This window comes from Dryocola boscaweniae (assembly GCF_025215095.1).
GTDB lineage: Bacteria > Pseudomonadota > Gammaproteobacteria > Enterobacterales > Enterobacteriaceae > Dryocola > Dryocola boscaweniae.
Map to the genome: position 1 here is coordinate 208,422 of NZ_JALHAP010000079.1, position 18,662 is coordinate 227,083.

The following is an 18,662-nucleotide window of genomic DNA, read 5'->3' on the forward strand; positions in this document are numbered from 1 at the left end:
CGCCACCCGCCACAAATCAGGCTAAGTCAGCCATCAGGATCTTCGAGCGGCGTTGATAGTTGTACATCTCTTTTTTACTTTCCGGCAGCAGGTCTACATCCACCGGGGTGAAGCCACGCTCCTGGAACCAGTGAATACTGCGCGTCGTCAGCACGAACAGCTTACTCAATCCCATTTGCCGCGCCTGTGTGGCGATACGCTGCAGCAAAACTTCCCCTCTTGATGAGCTTCGGTAATCCGGATGTACCGCGACGCACGCCATTTCACCGATGCCCTCCTCCTGGAAAGGATACAGCGCCGCACAGGCGATGGTGAGGTTATCGCGCTGGATTATCGTAAACTTATCGATTTCCATTTCCAGTTGTTCGCGTGAGCGACGCACCAGAATGCCCTGTTGTTCCAGCGGGCGAATCAGCTCAAGGATGCCGCCGATATCGTTGATGGTCGCGCGGCGGATTTGCTCGGCGCTTTCCATAACTATCTGGGTACCGATGCCGTCGCGGGAGAACAGCTCCTGCAGCAAAGCGCCGTCTTCCTGATAGCTAATCAGGTGGCTACGGCGCACGCCGCTGCGGCAGGCTTTCACCGCGCCGCGCAGGAAGCGCACCGTGCCGGAGTGATAATCCCCGGCGTTTTCCAGCTCTTCAATACGGCTTTGCGCATCGTTGGGAAACAGTTCAGAGATGATATTGCCATTGTCGTCGGTCACGCCCTGGGACGAGCAGAAACCTATCATTTTCTCGGCCTTGAGCTTTACCGCCAGTTGGGTGGCAACTTCTTCGGAGGTAAGATTAAAGCTTTCGCCCGTTACCGAAACCGCTACCGGCCCCATCAGCACGATAGCGCCGTTATCAAGCTGGCGATGAATGGCTTCTTCGTCGATACGGCGAATACGGCCGCTGTGGCAATAGTCGATGCCGTCATCCACGCCGAGCGGCTGAGCGATAATAAAGTTGCCGCTCACCACATTAATATGCGCGCCCTGCAAAGGCGTGTTGCCAAGGCTCATGGAAAGGCGTGCTGTGATATCCAACTGCAGCAAACCAGCCGCCTGTTTCACCAGTTCGAGCGTTTTGGCGTCGGTGACGCGGGTATATTTGTGATACACCGGCTCGTGATTGTGGGATGCCAGGTTGGCATCAATCTGCGGACGGGCGCCATAAACCACCACCAGGCGGATGCCCAGGCTGTGCAGCAGGCCAATATCGTTAACGATACTGGAGAAGTTCTCATGCTCAATGGCTTCGCCGCCAAGCATAATGACAAACGTTTTCCCCCGATGGGCATTTATATAGGGAACAGAATGGCGGAATCCCTGTACCAGTTCGGTTCTACGTTCCTTCACCACGGCAAGCCCTCATTGCATGATTATTCGTAATTTGTGTATTTTTATTCTTTTATTGGGTTAGGTGCAAGCAGCAATTTCGTCATCTGAAGATTTGTCATCGGCGCGTCGTTTAATGATGTTTGAGAATGTTTACCCTTTTATGGATGACAGTAACCGTGTGATTCGTTAAAGTTTTCGGCTAAAAAATTAGACTTTCCGTCTTTACTGTTCAAAAAAAGATGACTCTCAGGAGAGCCATGCCAGATTCCAGTGCATTAATTAGCCGCCGCCGTTTACTTCAGGGCGCAGGCGCCATGTGGTTGTTGAGCGTAAGCCAGGTTGGTCTGGCCGCTGTAAGCCAGGTGGTTGCCGTGCGCGTCTGGCCGGCTTCGTCTTATACTCGTGTGACGCTGGAGTCCAATCAACTGCTTAAGTATAAGCAGTTCGCTTTGAGCAATCCGGAACGCGTTGTGGTGGATATCGAAGGGGTTAATCTCAACTCGGTGCTCAAAGGCGTCGGAACCCAGATCCGCGCGGACGATCCTTTTATTAAATCTGCGCGCGTGGGCCAGTTCGATCCGAAAACCGTGCGTATGGTTTTTGAACTGAAACAAAACGTTACGCCGCATCTGTTCGCCCTGGCTCCGGTTGCCGAATTTAAAGAACGTCTGGTGATGGATCTTTATCCGGCGAATATGAGTAGCGAGCAGGATCCGCTGCTTGCGCTGTTAGAAGATTACAACAACGGCGAACTGGATAAAAAAATGCCGGCCGAACAAGGGCCGAAACCGGGTAAGGCCGGGCGCGACAGGCCGATTGTTATTATGCTCGATCCGGGGCACGGCGGTGAAGATCCGGGAGCCATCGGGAAACATAAAACCCGAGAGAAAGATATCGTGCTGAAAATCGCGCGGCGTCTGAAAGCGCTGATCGATAAAGAAGCGAACATGAAGGCATATATGACGCGCAACGAGGATGTATTTATTCCGTTGAAAGTTCGCGTGGCAAAGGCCCAGAAGCAGCGTGCGGATCTTTTTGTTTCGATCCATGCGGATGCGTTTACCTCGGGTGCGGCTCGCGGCTCGTCGGTCTTTGCGCTTTCGACCAAAGGCGCCACCAGTACGGCGGCGAAATATCTGGCGCAAACGCAGAACGCCTCGGACTTGATCGGCGGGATAAGCAGAAGCGGCGATCGCTATGTCGATCACACCATGTTCGATATGGTGCAGTCGTTGACCATCAACGACAGCCTGAAATTCGGCAAAGAAGTGCTGCAGAGGCTGGGGCGGGTAAACAAGCTGCATAAAAACAGCGTTGATCAAGCAGGGTTTGCGGTGCTCAAAGCGCCGGATATACCTTCCATCCTCGTGGAAACGGCATTTTTAAGTAACGTTGAGGAAGAGCGCAAGCTGCGTACGGCTTCCTTCCAGCAGGAAGTGGCGGAGTCTATTCTTGCAGGGATCAAAGCGTATTTTGCGGATGGGGCAACGCTTGCACGGCGCGGATAACGCGCCGTTTTTCATTGCGGGCGAGGATATTGCGGATTTCAGATACAAAAAAACACCCGTAAAGGTGTTTTAAAAGTTGGTTGCGGGGGCCAGATTTGAACTGACGACCTTCGGGTTATGAGCCCGACGAGCTACCAGGCTGCTCCACCCCGCGTCCGTATACTGCTTTTACTTCCCACATGATTTTCATCACGGCGCTGTAAACAGCGGCTTAATTGGTTGCGGGGGCCAGATTTGAACTGACGACCTTCGGGTTATGAGCCCGACGAGCTACCAGGCTGCTCCACCCCGCGTCCGTATACTGCTTTTACTTCCCACATGATTTTCATCATGGCGCTGTAAACAGCGGCTTAATTGGTTGCGGGGGCCAGATTTGAACTGACGACCTTCGGGTTATGAGCCCGACGAGCTACCAGGCTGCTCCACCCCGCGTCCGTGGATGCGCACTATACTCTGCTCGCTTTTTGATGCAACCCTTTTTTTAAAAAATGCCGAAATTGTCACAGGTTGTTGAAAATGACGGCTTTTAGGTTAATTTGTATACACATTTACCCTGACGCCCGCGCAACGCATTTAATTATCCCGGCGTGTTTGCTATCTTCGCGTGGCGTGTAGCGGCATAAACCAGGGCGAGGCAGTGATGAAAGGACGTTGGATTAAGTACATTGTAACGGGCGTGATGGTAGCAGCATTGGCGGCCTGCTCTTCAAAACCGACTGATAAAGGTCAGCAATACAAAGACGGCAAGTTTACCCAACCCTTTTCGCTGGTTAACCAGCCAGATGCGGTCGGCGCTCCTATTAATGGTGGAGACTTCGCCGAGCAGGTTAATCAGATTCGTTCAGCCTCCCCGAGACTTTATAACAGCAAGAGCGACGTCTACGGTTCTGTGCAGCAGTGGCTGCGCGCGGGCGGCGACACGCGCCAGCTAAGTCAATACGGCCTGGACGCCTGGCAGATGGAAGGGGCGGACAACTATGGCAACGTGCAGTTTACAGGTTACTACACGCCGGTGGTGCAGGCGCGCTATACCCGCCAGGGTGAATTTCAGTACCCAATCTACCGTATGCCGCCTAAACGCGGACGCCTGCCGTCGCGCGGCGAGATTTACCGTGGCGCGCTGAGCGACAGCTACATACTTGCCTATAGCAATTCCCTGATGGATAACTTCATTATGGATGTACAGGGCAGCGGCTATATCGACTTTGGCGACGGCCAGCCGTTAACCTTCTTTGGCTACGCGGGCAAAAATGGTCATGCCTACCGCAGTATCGGCAAAGTGCTTATCGATCGCGGTGAAGTGAAAAAAGAAGACATGTCGATGCAGGCGATTCGCCACTGGGGTGAAACGCACAGCCAGGCTGAAGTTCAGGAGCTGCTGGAGCAAAATCCGTCCTTCGTCTTCTTTAAGCCTGCCAGCTACGCGCCGGTAAAAGGCGCGAGCGCGGTGCCGTTGATTGGCCGCGCGTCGGTGGCTTCTGACCGTTCCATTATTCCTGCGGGCACTACGCTTCTGGCAGAAGTGCCGCTGCTGGATAACAACGGCAAGTTCAGCGGACAATATGAGCTGCGTGTCATGGTGGCGCTGGATGTGGGCGGAGCCATCAAAGGGCAGCATTTTGATATTTACCAGGGCATCGGGCCGGAAGCCGGGCACCGCGCCGGCTGGTATAACCATTATGGCCGCGTATGGGTGCTGAAAAACGCGCCGGGCGCCGGTTCTGGCGGCAACGTATTTAGCGGTTAATGCTGCGAACCTCCCCTCTTATATGTACGGGCTGTATAATCAGCCCGTTTGTTTTTCCCTGAGGATATCCTGATGTCTGTCGTTCTGTCCGATGCCTGGCTGCAACGCTTTGGCGGCACTGCTCGTCTTTATGGGCGCGATGCTCTGCAACTGTTTGCCGGGGCGCATGTTTGTGTCATCGGTATTGGTGGCGTCGGCTCCTGGGCCGCAGAAGCGCTCGCCCGCACCGGTATTGGGGCGATTACGCTCATCGATATGGATGATGTGTGCGTGACGAACACCAACCGTCAAATACATGCGCTTCGCGATAACGTAGGTCTCGCTAAAACGGAAGTGATGGCAGCGCGTATTCGTGAAATTAACCCGGAATGCCGCGTCACGGTGGTGGACGATTTTATTACTGCCGATAACGCCGTGCAGTTGTTAAGCCAGGGCTTTACCTACGTGATTGACGCCATCGACAGCGTACGGCCTAAAGCGGCGCTGATAGCTTACTGTCGTCGCAATAAGATTCCGTTAGTGACAACCGGCGGGGCAGGCGGGCAAATCGATCCAACGCAGATCCAGGTGGCCGATCTGGCGAAAACTATCCAGGATCCGCTGGCGGCAAAACTGCGCGAAAGATTGAAAAGCGATTTTGGCGTCGTGAAGAACAGCAAAGGCAAACTGGGCGTGGACTGCGTATTTTCCACCGAGGCGCTGGTTTATCCACAGGCGGACGGCTCGGTGTGCGCCGCCAAAAGTACTGCCGACGGCCCAAAGCGTATGGACTGCGCGTCCGGTTTTGGCGCGGCAACCATGGTCACCGCCAGTTTTGGGTTCGTGGCGGTTTCCCATGTGCTTAAAAAAATGATGGCGAAGGCGGCGAGAAACGCCTGATTATTCTCCCCGGGCGGCCTGGCGCACGGCTTCAGCTAAGGCCGCCAGCCCGCTACTGCGTGAAGCGCTGAGCTGATTGCGCAGCCCCAGCTCGTCAAACAGCGCCAGCGGATCTGCGCTTCGCAACTCTTCTGCCGTTTTGCCTTCAATTGCCGTCAGCAGCACCGCCAGCAATCCCCGAACGATACGCCCTTCGCTGTCGCCGTAAAAATGCAGGGTCCCGTTCGCTTCACGCTCGTGACCGAGCCAGACACGGTTTTCACAGCCAGTAATCTCGATATCATCGCGTTTTAAATCCGCGGGCAGGGCAGGCAACTGTTTGCCAAGCATGATCAACTGGCGGTATTTGTCTTCCCACTGCTGCAGCGGTACGAAAGTTGCGCGAAGCGTCTCGGCGGTAATTGTGTTGCCAAAAGGGTGACCTGCTAAGAATCCACTCGTCATTTAATCCACCAGAATATCCAGCGCATGATCGATGGCTTTCACCAGCGCGTCCACGTCGCTTTTTGTGTTGTAAGGAGCGAAAGAAGCGCGAAGGGTGCCGCTCACGCCCAGCGCGGCAAGAAGAGGTTGCGCGCAATGTTGTCCGGCTCGTAGCGCGATGCCTGATTCCGCCAGCAGCGTAACCATATCGCTGTGATGAACGCCCGCGAAATCAAACGCCAGCAGGCTCGAATCCTGGCAGCGGAAGCTGCGAAAACCCGGGCGTTTTGCCAGTTCGGCTTCTGCAAGCGTCGCCAGGCCCCGGCTGTAAGTTTCCGCTTCAACCACGTCTATTTCTGCGAGCCATTCAAGCGCGGCGCTCAGACCAATGACTCCCGCAACGTTTGGCGTGCCGGCTTCGAAACGATAAGGCACCGGCTGGGTTTTAAAGCCGTCAAACGAGACCTGCGAAATCATTTTACCGCCGCCAAGCCACGGGGACATCTCAGCCAGCAGGCCGGTTTTACCGTACAGCGCGCCGATGCCCGTCGGGCCGTAAAGCTTGTGGCCGGAAAAAGCATAAAAGTCGATATCCAGCGCCTGAACGTCCGGCGGGCAATGCACCACGCCCTGCGCGCCGTCCACCATAACTACTGCGCCGACGCCGTGCGCCAGGCTAATGGCTTTCGCGAGATCCGGACAGCCGCCGGTTACGTTCGACATTTGACCCAGCGCCAGAATTTTAGTGCGTTCGTTGAGCAAAGCAGGAAGCTGGGTGAGATCGGCAAGATAATCTTTGCCAATCGGCAGTTTGACGATACGTGCGCCAGTTTGCTCCGCGACCATCAACCAGGGCACGAAGTTAGCATGATGCTCGGCCTCGCTAACGATAATTTCATCCCCGGCTTGCAGGCGCGGACGGGCATAACATTGGGCAACCAGATTGATAGCCTCGGTGGTGCCGCGCGTCCAGATAATATCTTTGCCGGAAGGAGCGTTCAGCAACGTCGCTACGGCTTCGCGCGCGGCTTCGTAACGAGCCGTGAGTCGCTGCGCCGTAGGGAACTGGCTGCGGTGAACGTTGCCTGCGCTGAGGCTGTAAAACTGCTGGCTGGCGTCAATCACAGCCTGGGGTTTTAACGCCGTTGCCGCGCTGTCCAGATAGACGCCGGCATCCGCCAGCGCCGGAAACTGGCTGCGAAAATGGGCGGGATTAAATGCTTTCATGAGTATCCTCGTTTCAATCCTTAGATCGTGGCGCATTTCTTAAGACTGCACAAGGTATGCGTAACTATCGGAATTGTCTGCTTAACCTGGCAAAGTCGCAGAAGAGAGTTATGCTAATAATTGTTAGGCTAAGGTTTCAGCCTGTAAGAAGAAGAGATTTAATTAGCATTAAACTCTACATACAAGGAGAAGAATATGAATAAGGCAGCCGCTATTGTATCTGCATGTATGATGACTTTTGCACTCGCAGCATGTTCCAGCCCGAACTACGTAATGCATACGAACGACGGTCGCACCATTGTTGCCGATGGCAAGCCGCAAACTGACGATGAAACAGGGATGATTTCGTACAAAGACGCCAACGGGAATAAGCAGCAGATTAATCGTACTGATGTGAAAGAGATGGTTGAGCTGGACCAGTAACAGGTAAGCAAAAAAAAGCACCGCTTTGAGCGGTGCTACATTAATCACTATGGACAGACAGGGTAAATGTACAGGAAGTGAAAAAGGGGTAGCTTAGCTACCGGGGTCTGGAATGCCAGACCAAATGCAAACACAACAACACAACATCACAACCGTAAGCCAAAAGCCCTCCAGAACACGCATTCCAGACAACTTTTCGTTCCGGCTCAGGAAGTGCCGCCACTATAGGTATTTGCTGGTGCATCCTCAACGGACAATTTATAATGGCTCAGATAAAAAAAACTAATAGGTTAATTAAAATAACCTGTTTGTTAACAGCCATTAACATTTAAGCCTGTCAACTATGTCCAAGCGCTTGCCACCTCTGAATGCTTTACGTGTTTTTGATGCCGCTGCTCGCCACCTGAGTTTTACTAAAGCGGCCGAAGAGTTATTTGTCACCCAGGCGGCAGTTAGCCACCAGATTAAGTCCCTTGAGGACTTTTTAGGGCTAAAACTGTTCCGTCGTCGTAACCGATCTTTGCTGCTTACTGAAGAAGGGCAGAGCTATTATCTGGATATTAAAGAGATTTTTTCTCAGCTCACGGAAGCGACGCGCAAGCTCCAGGCCAGGAGCGCAAAAGGCGCTCTGACGGTAAGTTTATTGCCAAGTTTTGCCATTCACTGGCTGGTGCCTCGCCTTTCAAGCTTTAACTCAGCTTATCCGGGAATCGACGTGCGTATACAAGCGGTTGACCGTCAGGAAGATAAACTTTCTGACGACGTCGACGTGGCTATTTTTTACGGACGCGGCAACTGGCCTGGTTTGCGGGTAGAAAAACTGTATGCCGAATATCTGCTGCCGGTTTGTTCGCCGATGTTGCTTACGGGCGACAGACCGATTAAAACCCCGGAAGACCTGGCGCGGCACACTTTATTACATGATGCTTCGCGGCGGGACTGGCAAACTTACACGCGCCAGCTTGGTGTAAGCCACATTAATGTGCAGCAAGGGCCTATCTTTAGCCACAGCGCTATGGTGCTGCAGGCCGCTATTCATGGACAGGGCATTGCGCTGGCAAACAACGTAATGGCGCAGTCTGAAATCGAAGCGGGTCGCCTGGTTTGCCCGTTTAACGATGTTCTGGTGAGTAAAAATGCGTTTTATCTTGTTTGTCATGACAGTCAGGCAGAACTCGGTAAAATAGCCGCATTCCGGCAGTGGATCCTGGCAAAAGCCGCCAGCGAACAAGAGAAATTCCGCTTCCGCTACGATCAATAAGTAAATCCTCGCGCGGCCTCAATCCGCGCCTTACATTTAGGGTTACAACATGACCAGCCGTTTCATGCTGATTTTTACCGCTATCAGCGGCTTTATTTTCGTTGCCCTGGGAGCCTTTGGGGCGCATGTATTAAGCAAGTCTCTCGGTGTTGTAGAGATGGGTTGGATCCAAACGGGTCTTGAATATCAGGCGTTTCATACGCTGGCTATTTTTGGCCTGGCGGTTGCCATGCAGCGCCGCATCAGCATCTGGTTTTACTGGAGCAGCGTATTTATGGCGCTCGGCACCGTCTTATTCAGCGGCAGTCTTTATTGCCTGGCGCTGTCGCATTTACGCCTGTGGGCGTTTGTTACACCTGTCGGCGGGGTAAGTTTCCTCGCCGGCTGGATTTTGATGTTGATTGGTGCAATGCGCCTGAAACGTAAGGGCGCAAGCCATGAATAATAAAGTTATTTTATACTGCCGCCAGGGCTTCGAAAAAGAGTGCGCGGCGGAAATTACCGATAAAGCGGGAAGCCGGGGCGTGTATGGTTTTGCACGCGTAAAAGAAAGCAGCGGCTACGTGATTTTTGAATGCTATCAGCCAGAAGATGCTGACAAGCTGGCGCGTGAACTGCCGTTTAGCGATCTGATCTTTGCTCGCCAGATGATCGTTGCCGGCGAGCTATTAAAAGATCTTCCACCAGAGGATCGTATCACGCCGATCGCCGGCATGCTTCAGGGTGTCGTTGAGAAGGGCGGCGATCTGCGCGTTGAAGTTGCCGACACCAATGAAAGCAAAGAACTGATGAAGTTCTGCCGCAAGCTTACCGTACCGCTGCGCGCCAGCCTGCGTGAAGCGGGCGTGCTGGCTAACTACGAAACGCCGAAACGCCCAGTGGTGCACGTGTTCTTTATTGCCCCCGGCTGCTGCTATACCGGCTATTCGTATGCCGACAATAATTCGCCGTTCTATATGGGCATTCCGCGCCTTAAATTCCCGTCGGACGCGCCAAGCCGCTCAACGCTGAAGCTTGAAGAGGCGTTCCACGTGTTTATTCCGGCCGACGAGTGGGACGAGCGCCTGGCAAACGGCATGTACGCGGTGGATTTGGGCGCGTGCCCCGGCGGCTGGACTTACCAACTGGTGAAACGCAACATGTGGGTTTCTTCTGTGGATAACGGTCCGATGGCGCAAAGCCTGATGGATACCGGGCAGGTTACCTGGCTACGTGAAGACGGTTTTAAATATAAGCCAACGCGCACCAATATCTCCTGGATGGTATGCGACATGGTGGAGAAGCCAGCTAAAGTCGCGAGCCTGATGGCTACCTGGCTTGTAAACGGCTGGTGTCGCGAAACCATTTTTAACCTCAAGCTGCCAATGAAAAAGCGTTATGAAGAGGTTTCGCAAAACCTTGCGCAGATCCGCGAGAAGCTTGAAGAAAACGGCATCAGCGCGCAGATTCAGGCACGTCAGCTTTACCACGATCGTGAAGAAGTGACCGTACACGTTCGCCGCATGTGGGCGGCCGTCGGCGGCCGTCGCGACGAGCGTAGTTAAGATTCAGGGTTTGACGTGAATATTGTCGGGTGGCGCTGCCGCTTACCCGACCTACGAATTCAGTTGTCGGGTGCCGCTGCTTACCTGATTTACAAAGTGAGCTGTAGGGTGGATAAGCGAAGCGCCATCCACCATAAATATCGAAACTATGAGCGGCTAGCGGGCAGCCGTAGCTGCTGCAAATTCCCATCCAGCGTTAAATCCGTCTGCAAACTTGCAACCTGGCGACAGACAAAGGCGCTCTCTTTATGCTGCTCCAGCTTTTTCCGCCATTTCTCCGGCACTTCATCCAGCCGCTGATAGAGCTCTTCAAGCGTTGAGAACTGATTTATCAACTGCGTTGCGCTTTTCGGCCCGATACCGGCAACGCCTGGAATTTTGCTGCTGCTGATGCCCGCCAGGCCCCAGAAATCCGGCAGTTGTTCGGGCCGCACGCCGTACTCCTGCGCAATAAAAGGCGCATCCAGCCAGCGTTTCTGAAAGTAGTCGCGGATCTCAATCGTAGGCGCGAGCAACTGGCAAAAGCCTTTATCCGTGGAAACGATAGTAGCGCGATGGCCGCCCGCTGCAAGCTTAGCGGCAAGCGTCGCCGCAAGATCGTCCGCCTCGTTACCCGGCGAATGCCAGCAGGCAACGCCGCGGCGGGTGAAGGCTTCCCGAATGGAGGGCAATTCATGCTGCAAGGTTTCCGGCATCGGCGCCCGTCCGGCTTTATAGTCCGGTAACGCCTGATGCCGCCAGCCTTCGCGTCTGTCTTCATCGTCAAACACCGCAACGGCATGGGTTGGCTGGCTATGGGTTATCAGCGCTTCAAGGGCATGCAGGCAGGTGTCGGCGCACGGCGAGCCCTGTACCGCATGAATACGGCGGATCAGATTCAGGGCGTCGACGATAAGTAGATGAATGCTCATTGTTTTTTCACTTTCCATAATGACTTCATCCACTTTAACATTTCCCTGTACAGCGGGCGAACCTGAGAAATTAATTTGGGAAAGCGCCTCGCAAAAAAAAGCATCGCTTTTACTTCTGAAAAGGCATTGCTAATTAATTTGATTGCTATGTATATTTTAGGCGAACAAAAATCAGAGATAACAATATGAGCAAGAGCACGCACCTCGCACACCGTATCCAGAACCTGCAGCCTTCAGCCATCCGCGAACTTTTAAAACACAGCAAAATGCCGGGCGTGATTTCGCTTGCCGGAGGTATTCCCTCCCAGGAACTGTTTGATAAAGAAGGCCTGGCGCAGGCCACGCAAATGGTGGTGGATAAGAATTTCAACGATGCTTTCCAGTACGGCTTAACGGAAGGAAATGTCGAACTTCGTCAGCAGCTTGTCGGCCTGTGCCGGGAGCGCGGCATTACCACTAATCCTGACCAGTTGCTTATTACTTCCGGTTCTCAGCAGGCGCTGGATCTGCTGATTCGCGCGCTGGCGAATCCGGGAGACGTCTTTGTCGTTGAGCGCCCTACTTATCTTGCTACGCTGCAAATTCTTAGCCTCACTGAAGCCCGGGTGCAATCCGTAGGCGGTGACGAGCACGGCATGATTGTCGATGAACTGGAAGCGTTGCTTAAAACGACCCGTATTAAGTGCGTTTATCTGGTGCCGACCTTTGGTAACCCGAGCGGCACGACTCTTAGCGCCGAACGTCGCGAGAAGCTGGTGAAGCTGGCCATTGAGCACGATTTTATTATTATTGAGGACGATCCGTACGGCGCCATCAGCTTTACCGAAGAGCGTCAGAAAACGCTCTTTCAGGTTGCGGCGGAGATGGGCAATCACGAGAACGTGGTCTATACCTCAACCTTCTCAAAAATTCTGGCGCCGGGCCTGCGTGTGGGCTGGGTAATCCTGCCGGAATGGATGAAGCAGAAGGTGGCGATCGTTAAGCAGGCGACCGATCTTCATGCGAACTCCTTCTCTCAGTCATTAGTCGCTGCTTATTTAACGCTGGGGCGGCTTAATCCGCAGATTGCCCTGATTCGCGATGTTTACAAGCAAAAATGCCTGAGCCTTTCGCGCTACCTGCAAGAAGAGCTGGGCGAACATATCAGCTTTAACCAACCGCAGGGCGGTATGTTCCTGTGGGCGCAGTTCCGCTACGAGTTTGATACTACAAAGTGGCTGCAGCAGACGCTGGAGAAAGGCGTGGTCTACGTGCCGGGCGAGTTCTTCTTTAGTGATAACGCGGACAAAAAGACGCTGCGTTTCTCTTATGCGACAGCCACGGAAGAGCAGCTTTATGAGGCAGTACAGCGCCTGAAGTCAGCGCTGTAATTAAAAGAGGAGCCAAACGGCTCCTTTTCTTTTAGCGATGCTGTACTTCCTGCACCAGTTCTTTCTCACATTCCTTGCCGCACACGCGTCTGCCGCAGATGAAGCGGCAGTCCCTCAAGCACCGCACCGGTTGCATGTAAATCGATGGAAGCGCCGATGGCTGGCGCGCAGCTATGAAAGACGTTACCCGCGTGGCAGTGCTCCAGAGGATAGTTTATAACGGGTCCTGCTGATTAGTTGGAATTGTGATTCAAGCACACTGAAACTATATTTCAATTTAGATCGCATTATTTTTATCCTCCCGGCACTAAAATAGTTTGTAAGGCGACTGAAGGTAAGTTTTGTGTAATTAAAAAATATTTAAATTGTAGTTTTTCATTAATAGCAGCGGATATGTCAGACGCATCCGTTCAGAACTGCCAGAGAGGAGAAGTCATGGATATTCGTCAAAGCATTCACAGCGATCACGCGAAAATGCTCGATACTGCCGGTCTGCGTAAAGAGTTCCTGATTGAGACCATTTTCCAGGCCGACCGGTACACTATGACCTACAGCCATATCGACCGTATTATTGTCGGCGGCGTAATGCCTGTGACGCGTTCAGTGAGCGTGGGCGGTGAAGTGGGTAAGCAGCTTGGCGTAAGCTACTTCCTCGAACGCCGCGAGCTGGGCGTCATTAATATTGGCGGCCCCGGCGCCATTACGGTAGATGGCTCCAGCTATGAAATTGGTCATCGCGACGCGCTGTATGTAGGTAAAGGCGCGAAAGAAGTGGCGTTCGAAAGCGTTGATGCGTCCAGACCTGCTCGTTTCTACTATAACTGCGCGCCAGCCCACACGGCTTATCCGACCAAACGCGTTACGCCTGCGGACGTTGCACCGGTTACGCTGGGTGAAGATGTCACCAGCAACCGTCGCACCATCAACAAATATTTCGTGCCGGACGTGCTGGAAACCTGCCAGTTGAGCATGGGGCTGACCGAACTTGCACCGGGTAACCTGTGGAACACCATGCCTTGCCACACGCATGAACGTCGCATGGAAGTCTATTTCTATTTTGGTCTGGAAGAGAATAGCTGCGTGTTCCATATGATGGGCCAGCCGCAGGAAACTCGTCATATCGTGGTGCAAAATGAGCAGGCGGTGATTTCACCAAGCTGGTCTATTCACTCAGGCGTAGGTACGCGCGCGTACACCTTTATCTGGGGAATGGTGGGTGAAAATCAGGTGTTTGATGATATGGACCACGTAAAAGTGGGAGACTTGCGCTAAGACCGCCAGCAATAAAATGCTTCTCAAGCGAGGGCCTCAGATTGATGACAAACACCCGAAAAATGTGGTTTCCGGGTGTTTGGGATAAACCAGAAGACATAATCCTTTGTTTTTAATCGCAGGAAACCTTCATCGCCAGTCCGCCGCGAGAAGTTTCACGGTATTTGGCGTTCATGTCTTTCCCGGTTTCGTACATGGTTTCAATCACCTTATCGAGACAAACGCGTGGCTCACTGGTGCGGCGCAGCGCCATACGAGCCGCATTCACCGCTTTTACCGCAGCAATGGCGTTACGCTCGATGCAGGGCACCTGCACCTGGCCCGCAACCGGATCGCAAGTCAGGCCAAGGTTATGTTCCATCCCGATTTCCGCAGCGATACAAACCTGCGCCGGGCTGCCGCCCAGCAGCTCCGCAAGGCCTGCCGCAGCCATAGAACAAGCCACGCCAACTTCGCCCTGGCAGCCAACTTCCGCACCAGAAATAGAGGCGTTCATTTTGTACAGCGAACCAATCGCCCCCGCAGCCAGGAAGTAGCGTGCGCAGGAATTAGTGTTCACTTCACGGATAAACTTGTCATAGTAAGCCAGCACCGCCGGAACAATACCGCAGGCGCCGTTTGTCGGCGCTGTTACCACGCGGCCGCCCGCAGCGTTCTCTTCGTTAACCGCCAGCGCAAACATATTGATCCAGTCAACAACGGTCATGGGGTCCGAATTGTTTTTATCACTGCTCACCAGCATTCTGCGTAACGCGGCGGCGCGGCGCGGTACCCGCATTTTACCCGGCAGAACGCCTTCGGTGGTGATGCCGCGTTCAATGCCGCTGCGCATGACATCCCAGACGTTTGCAAAATGCGCGTTGATTTCCGCCTGAGTATGCATCGCACGTTCGTTTTGCATCATTAAGCCGGAGAGCGACAGGCCGGTTGTATCGCAGTGTTTGCGCAAGTCGGCCGCGTTCTTATAGGGATAAGGCACCGCAACCTGTTGGGTATCTTCCTGCCCAAAGTGGGCTTCATCGACGATAAATCCGCCGCCGATGGAGTAATAAGTCTGGCTGTACAACACCTTGTCGCCCGCCAGAGCGGTGATGCGCATACCGTTTTCATGCAGCGACAAATTATCCGCATGGAAATTCATGCAGCAATCTACCGGGAATTCCACTTCATGCGCGCCGTTAGCCAGCATCAGTCGGCCATGGGTATTCACATCCTGAATGAAATGCGGAATGGCATCGATATCCACGCTATCCGGCAGATTTCCCGCAAGGCCCATAATAATCGCGATATCAGTGTGGTGGCCTTTACCGGTCAGGGAGAGCGAACCATAAACATCAACAATTACGCGGGTAACATCGTGCAATATCCCTTGCGCGATTAAGTCGTCTGCGAACTGCTTGCCAGCCTTCATCGGGCCGACGGTATGAGAGCTGGAAGGCCCGATACCAATTTTAAAAATGTCGAATACGCTAATCATGATGCTTCCATTGCGTGAGTGACGTTGAAGAGGGGAGAACCGCCCGCAGAAAGCAGGCGGTTTAAAGGCGAATTAGCCGAACAGAGAGTAAGAGATAGCGGAGATAGCAATCAGGCCCATCACAACAACGAATACGTTGCTGATATGGCCGCTGTATTTACGCATAGCAGGTACTTTCTGAATAGCATACATCGGCATCAGGAACAGGATCATCGCGATAATCGGGCCGCCCAGGGTTTCAATCATGCCCAGAATGCTCGGGTTCAGGGTGGCCACAATCCAGGTGGTGACCAGCATGAAGATCGCGGTAATGCGGTTCAGTTTGCTGATTTCGATGCTCTTGCCTTTGCCGCGCAGCGTTTTGATAACCATGCCGTTAAAGCCTTCACGCGCGCCTAAATAGTGGCCGAGGAAGGATTTAGTAATAGCTACAATCGCGATGATTGGCGCCATCCAGGCGATGATCGGTGCGTTAAAGTGGTTAGCCAGGTAAGACAGAATAGAGATGTTCTGTGCTTTAGCTTCAGCCAGGTTCGCAGGCGACAGGCTCAGTACGCAACTGAACACGAAGAACATTACGGTCAGCACCATCATGATGTGTGCGAAAGCCAGAATGCGGGAGCATTTCTTCTCAGCTTCCTCGCCGTACTCTTCACGCTTGGCAACCGCGAAAGAGGAGATGATCGGTGAGTGGTTAAAGGAGAACACCATAACCGGGATTGCCAGCCACAGGGTCATCCACAGGCCACTGCCGGTCGCCGGAGTGCCGCTTAAGGACAGGGTTTCGAACACCGCGCCGCTCCAGTTAGGAATCAAATACAGCGCCAGAAGCATCAGAGCGATAACAAACGGGAACACCAGGATGCTCATCGCCTTCACTATCATCTGCTCGCCGAAACGAACAATAGTCATCATGCCGACAATCAGAATCAGGGATAGAATGGCGCGCGGAGGCGAAACCATACCCAACTGGTGAGTAATGAAGCTGTCTACGGTATTAGTGATTGCCACGCTGTAAACCAGCAGAATCGGGTAAATGGCGAAGAAATAGAGCAGGGTGATGATTTTACCTGCGCCGATGCCAAAGTGTTCTTCTACAACTTCAGTAATGTCTTCGCCAGGATTTTTACCGGACAGCACAAAGCGGGTTAAGCCACGATGCGCAAAATAGGTCATTGGAAAGGCAAGCACTGCCATAATCAGCAGTGGAATAAGGCCGCCTACGCCTGCGTTAATTGGCAGGAACAGAACGCCAGCACCAATTGCGGTGCCATACAGGCCCAGCATCCACATGGTATCAGTCTTACGCCAGGAACTTTTTGTCTCGACAGAGGCAATACTGCCGGTTTGTGTGGTATCCATCAACTTCTCCAGAAGAAACGATTTTTGCAAAATTTCAGTCAATAAAGATGCTTATCGAATGACCGATGAAACTAAATTCTGTGCCAGGGCTTTTTTCTAGTAATTTTATCCCGTAACTATTGGCGGGCGGAAAGATACATTTATGTAATCAATGTATCAGTGATCGCGATCCCAAATGCATGAATCCACCATCTATAAGGTTATTGACGGTATTTCACACTGCTTGAGATCCCACACGCCATATTTAAGCGCGCAGAGACTAGCATCTGTGAAAGATGCGATAAATTATCCTCTTATAAATAATTCGGTTTTATCTACATAAAGCGGCTTAAGCAGTATTTTCGACGTGAAATTGTTCAAAGGGCATGATGATTAGTGGGAAAGGGAGGAGCGCAATCGTTTGGTTTGTAAAGCTGAGTTAAAAATAGAGAGGGCGACATCGCAGTCGCCCTTGGGGAATCAGGTGCAGATTTCGTAACAGGGGATATAGGCGCTGCCGGGGAGCTTCATACGGTGTTGCGCCACAAATCCTTGCAGCAGGTCGTCCATGCGTTTCATCATCTGAACATCGCCGTGAATCTTGTACGGACCGTATTCTTCGATGGCGCGAATGCCGCTTTCTTTTACGTTGCCGGCAACAATGCCCGAGAAAGCCCGGCGTAGCGCCGCCGCCAGTTTTTCCGCCGGCTGGTTCGGATGCAGGTTAAGGTTCGCCATGTTTTCATGGGAGGGCTCAAACGGCATCTGCAGATCCTGCGCGATACGAATCGACCAGTTGAAACTGTAGGCGTCGCCGGTTTCTCGGCGGTTCTCTTTCACCTGCGGCATCGCTTTTTTCATCAGGCGCGCCACTTCCGGGGCATCGTCAATGATGATTTTATAGTGACGCCGGGCCTGTTCGCCGACGGTATTGACGATAAACTCGTCCAGCACGCGGAAGTAGTCTTCGCTCTCTTTCGGGCCGGTCAGAATCAGCGGCAGCACCTGATCGTGGTTGTGCGGATTCATCAGTATGCCCAGCAGATAGAGCAATTCTTCTGCCGTTCCCACGCCGCCCGGGAAAATAATAATGCCGTGGGCGATACGGACAAAGGCTTCCAGACGTTTCTCAATATCCGGCATGATAATCAGCTCGTTAACCAGCGGATTGGGCGGTTCGGCAGCGATAATCGAAGGCTCTGTGAGGCCAATAAAGCGGCCTTCGCGATAGCGCTGCTGCGCCTGGCCTACCGCCGCGCCTTTCATTGGCGCTTCCATCGCGCCTGGCCCACAGCCGGTGCAGATATTGAGTTCACGCAGGCCAAGCTGGGTGCCTACGCGACGAGCATACAGGTATTCATTTTCGTTAATGGAGTGTCCGCCCCAGCAAACCACGAGGTTTGGCGCTTCGCCAACGTGCAGCGCGCGGGCATTTCGCAGTATCGAAAACACCATGTTGGTGATGTGTGAGGAGTCTTCCAGATCAAGGTTCGGAAAGCGGCCTGCGTTAGCGAGTTGGCCGTTAACGAACAGAATATCGCGCAATACCGCGAACAGGTTAGCCTGCAGGGCGCGGATAATTCGGCCATCAACGAAGGCTTCATCCGGTGGATTAATTAGCTCAAGTTTGACGCCGCGTTCGCGGCGCAACACGTTGATATCAAAGTTTTCGTAGCGTGAGAGTAGTTCTTTGCTGCTGTCGGTCTGGCTTCCTGAGTTAAGGACGGCAAGCGAACAGTTGCGGAAAAGTTGGTAAATGTCGCTGCTGGCCGTGCGTTTAAGCATGTCGACTTCCAGTTGCGACAACATATCCATTGAGCCAAGAGGGCTAATATGTGTAATCAAGTAAACTCCTTACGGAGCGAGTGTGCCGCTCCCACTGATTACAATAGCCCTGCCGCAGCGGATTTAACAACCCGAAAACATCAATCCATTATGGCCCTGCGAGGCAT

The 18,662-nt window shown here is 53.1% G+C and carries 16 protein-coding genes and 3 tRNA genes; 9 read left to right on the top strand and 10 right to left on the bottom strand.

Annotation, left to right across the window (positions count from 1 at the left end; genetic code table 11):
- Positions 1-16: 16 nt before the first annotated feature.
- The gene (argA, locus tag MUA00_RS13430) at positions 17-1,348 is read right to left on the bottom strand and encodes an amino-acid N-acetyltransferase (protein ID WP_271123540.1); all 1,332 of its coding nucleotides are present in this window, start codon (positions 1,346-1,348) and stop codon (positions 17-19) included.
- A gap of 236 nt (positions 1,349-1,584) precedes the next feature.
- Between argA and amiC the strand changes: the two genes are divergently transcribed.
- On the top strand, positions 1,585-2,835 hold the full coding sequence (gene amiC, locus MUA00_RS13435) for an N-acetylmuramoyl-L-alanine amidase AmiC (protein WP_271123541.1): 1,251 nt from the start codon (positions 1,585-1,587) through the stop codon (positions 2,833-2,835).
- Between the two features lie 77 nt (positions 2,836-2,912).
- On the opposite strand, the gene MUA00_RS13440 is transcribed toward amiC, so the two are convergent.
- The 3 genes from MUA00_RS13440 to MUA00_RS13450 all read right to left on the bottom strand — a co-directional run bounded on the left by MUA00_RS13440 (position 2,913) and on the right by MUA00_RS13450 (position 3,267).
- Positions 2,913-2,989: transfer RNA gene (locus MUA00_RS13440), tRNA-Met, on the bottom strand.
- Between the two features lie 62 nt (positions 2,990-3,051).
- Positions 3,052-3,128, bottom strand: a tRNA-Met gene (locus MUA00_RS13445).
- 62 nt (positions 3,129-3,190) lie between these two features.
- Positions 3,191-3,267: transfer RNA gene (locus tag MUA00_RS13450), tRNA-Met, on the bottom strand.
- Positions 3,268-3,475: 208 nt separating this feature from the next.
- On the opposite strand from MUA00_RS13450, the gene mltA reads away from it, so the two are divergent.
- Both mltA and tcdA read left to right on the top strand, forming a co-directional pair.
- Complete coding sequence (mltA, locus tag MUA00_RS13455; RefSeq protein WP_271123644.1) at positions 3,476-4,582, top strand: murein transglycosylase A; 1,107 nt, start codon at positions 3,476-3,478, stop codon at positions 4,580-4,582.
- A gap of 72 nt (positions 4,583-4,654) precedes the next feature.
- A complete protein-coding gene (gene tcdA / locus MUA00_RS13460) occupies positions 4,655-5,461 on the top strand; it encodes a tRNA cyclic N6-threonylcarbamoyladenosine(37) synthase TcdA (RefSeq protein ID WP_271123542.1) in 807 nt (268 codons plus the stop codon).
- On the opposite strand, the gene csdE is transcribed toward tcdA, so the two are convergent.
- Positions 5,462-5,905, bottom strand: coding sequence for a cysteine desulfurase sulfur acceptor subunit CsdE (gene csdE, locus MUA00_RS13465; protein WP_271123543.1), 444 nt, complete (start codon positions 5,903-5,905; stop codon positions 5,462-5,464).
- The gene (gene csdA / locus MUA00_RS13470) at positions 5,906-7,111 is read right to left on the bottom strand and encodes a cysteine desulfurase CsdA (protein WP_271123544.1); all 1,206 of its coding nucleotides are present in this window, start codon (positions 7,109-7,111) and stop codon (positions 5,906-5,908) included.
- A 195-nt stretch (positions 7,112-7,306) separates the two neighbouring features.
- Between csdA and MUA00_RS13475 the strand changes: the two genes are divergently transcribed.
- From MUA00_RS13475 to rlmM, 4 genes are all read left to right on the top strand, one after another.
- A complete protein-coding gene (locus MUA00_RS13475) occupies positions 7,307-7,534 on the top strand; it encodes a YgdI/YgdR family lipoprotein (protein WP_271123545.1) in 228 nt (75 codons plus the stop codon).
- Between the two features lie 343 nt (positions 7,535-7,877).
- Complete coding sequence (gene gcvA, locus MUA00_RS13480; RefSeq protein ID WP_271123546.1) at positions 7,878-8,795, top strand: glycine cleavage system transcriptional regulator GcvA; 918 nt, start codon at positions 7,878-7,880, stop codon at positions 8,793-8,795.
- Between the two features lie 49 nt (positions 8,796-8,844).
- Positions 8,845-9,240 (top strand): DUF423 domain-containing protein, encoded by a 396-nt coding sequence (locus MUA00_RS13485; RefSeq protein WP_271123547.1) that lies wholly within the window; start codon positions 8,845-8,847, stop codon positions 9,238-9,240.
- Positions 9,233-10,339: a 23S rRNA (cytidine(2498)-2'-O)-methyltransferase RlmM gene (rlmM, locus tag MUA00_RS13490; protein ID WP_271123548.1), complete on the top strand. Its 1,107-nt coding sequence runs from the start codon at positions 9,233-9,235 to the stop codon at positions 10,337-10,339. The genes MUA00_RS13485 and rlmM overlap by 8 nt, the downstream gene beginning before the upstream one ends.
- A gap of 146 nt (positions 10,340-10,485) precedes the next feature.
- On the opposite strand, the gene xni is transcribed toward rlmM, so the two are convergent.
- Positions 10,486-11,250 (bottom strand): flap endonuclease Xni, encoded by a 765-nt coding sequence (gene xni / locus MUA00_RS13495; RefSeq protein ID WP_271123549.1) that lies wholly within the window; start codon positions 11,248-11,250, stop codon positions 10,486-10,488.
- Between the two features lie 185 nt (positions 11,251-11,435).
- Between xni and MUA00_RS13500 the strand changes: the two genes are divergently transcribed.
- Positions 11,436-12,620 carry an aminotransferase-like domain-containing protein gene (locus MUA00_RS13500; RefSeq protein WP_271123550.1) on the top strand — a complete coding sequence of 395 codons (1,185 nt, stop codon included), beginning with the start codon at positions 11,436-11,438 and terminating at the stop codon, positions 12,618-12,620.
- A 435-nt stretch (positions 12,621-13,055) separates the two neighbouring features.
- The gene (gene kduI / locus MUA00_RS13505; protein WP_271123551.1) at positions 13,056-13,892 is read left to right on the top strand and encodes a 5-dehydro-4-deoxy-D-glucuronate isomerase; all 837 of its coding nucleotides are present in this window, start codon (positions 13,056-13,058) and stop codon (positions 13,890-13,892) included.
- Positions 13,893-14,004: 112 nt separating this feature from the next.
- Here kduI and MUA00_RS13510 read toward each other — a convergent pair whose 3' ends face one another.
- From MUA00_RS13510 to ppnN, 3 genes are all read right to left on the bottom strand, one after another.
- Entirely contained in the window at positions 14,005-15,369 is a 1,365-nt protein-coding gene (locus MUA00_RS13510; RefSeq protein ID WP_271123552.1) for an L-serine ammonia-lyase, read from the bottom strand.
- A 72-nt stretch (positions 15,370-15,441) separates the two neighbouring features.
- A complete protein-coding gene (locus tag MUA00_RS13515) occupies positions 15,442-16,731 on the bottom strand; it encodes an HAAAP family serine/threonine permease (RefSeq protein WP_271123553.1) in 1,290 nt (429 codons plus the stop codon).
- Between the two features lie 459 nt (positions 16,732-17,190).
- Positions 17,191-18,555: a nucleotide 5'-monophosphate nucleosidase PpnN gene (ppnN, locus tag MUA00_RS13520; RefSeq protein ID WP_271123554.1), complete on the bottom strand. Its 1,365-nt coding sequence runs from the start codon at positions 18,553-18,555 to the stop codon at positions 17,191-17,193.
- Positions 18,556-18,662 lie beyond the last annotated feature (107 nt).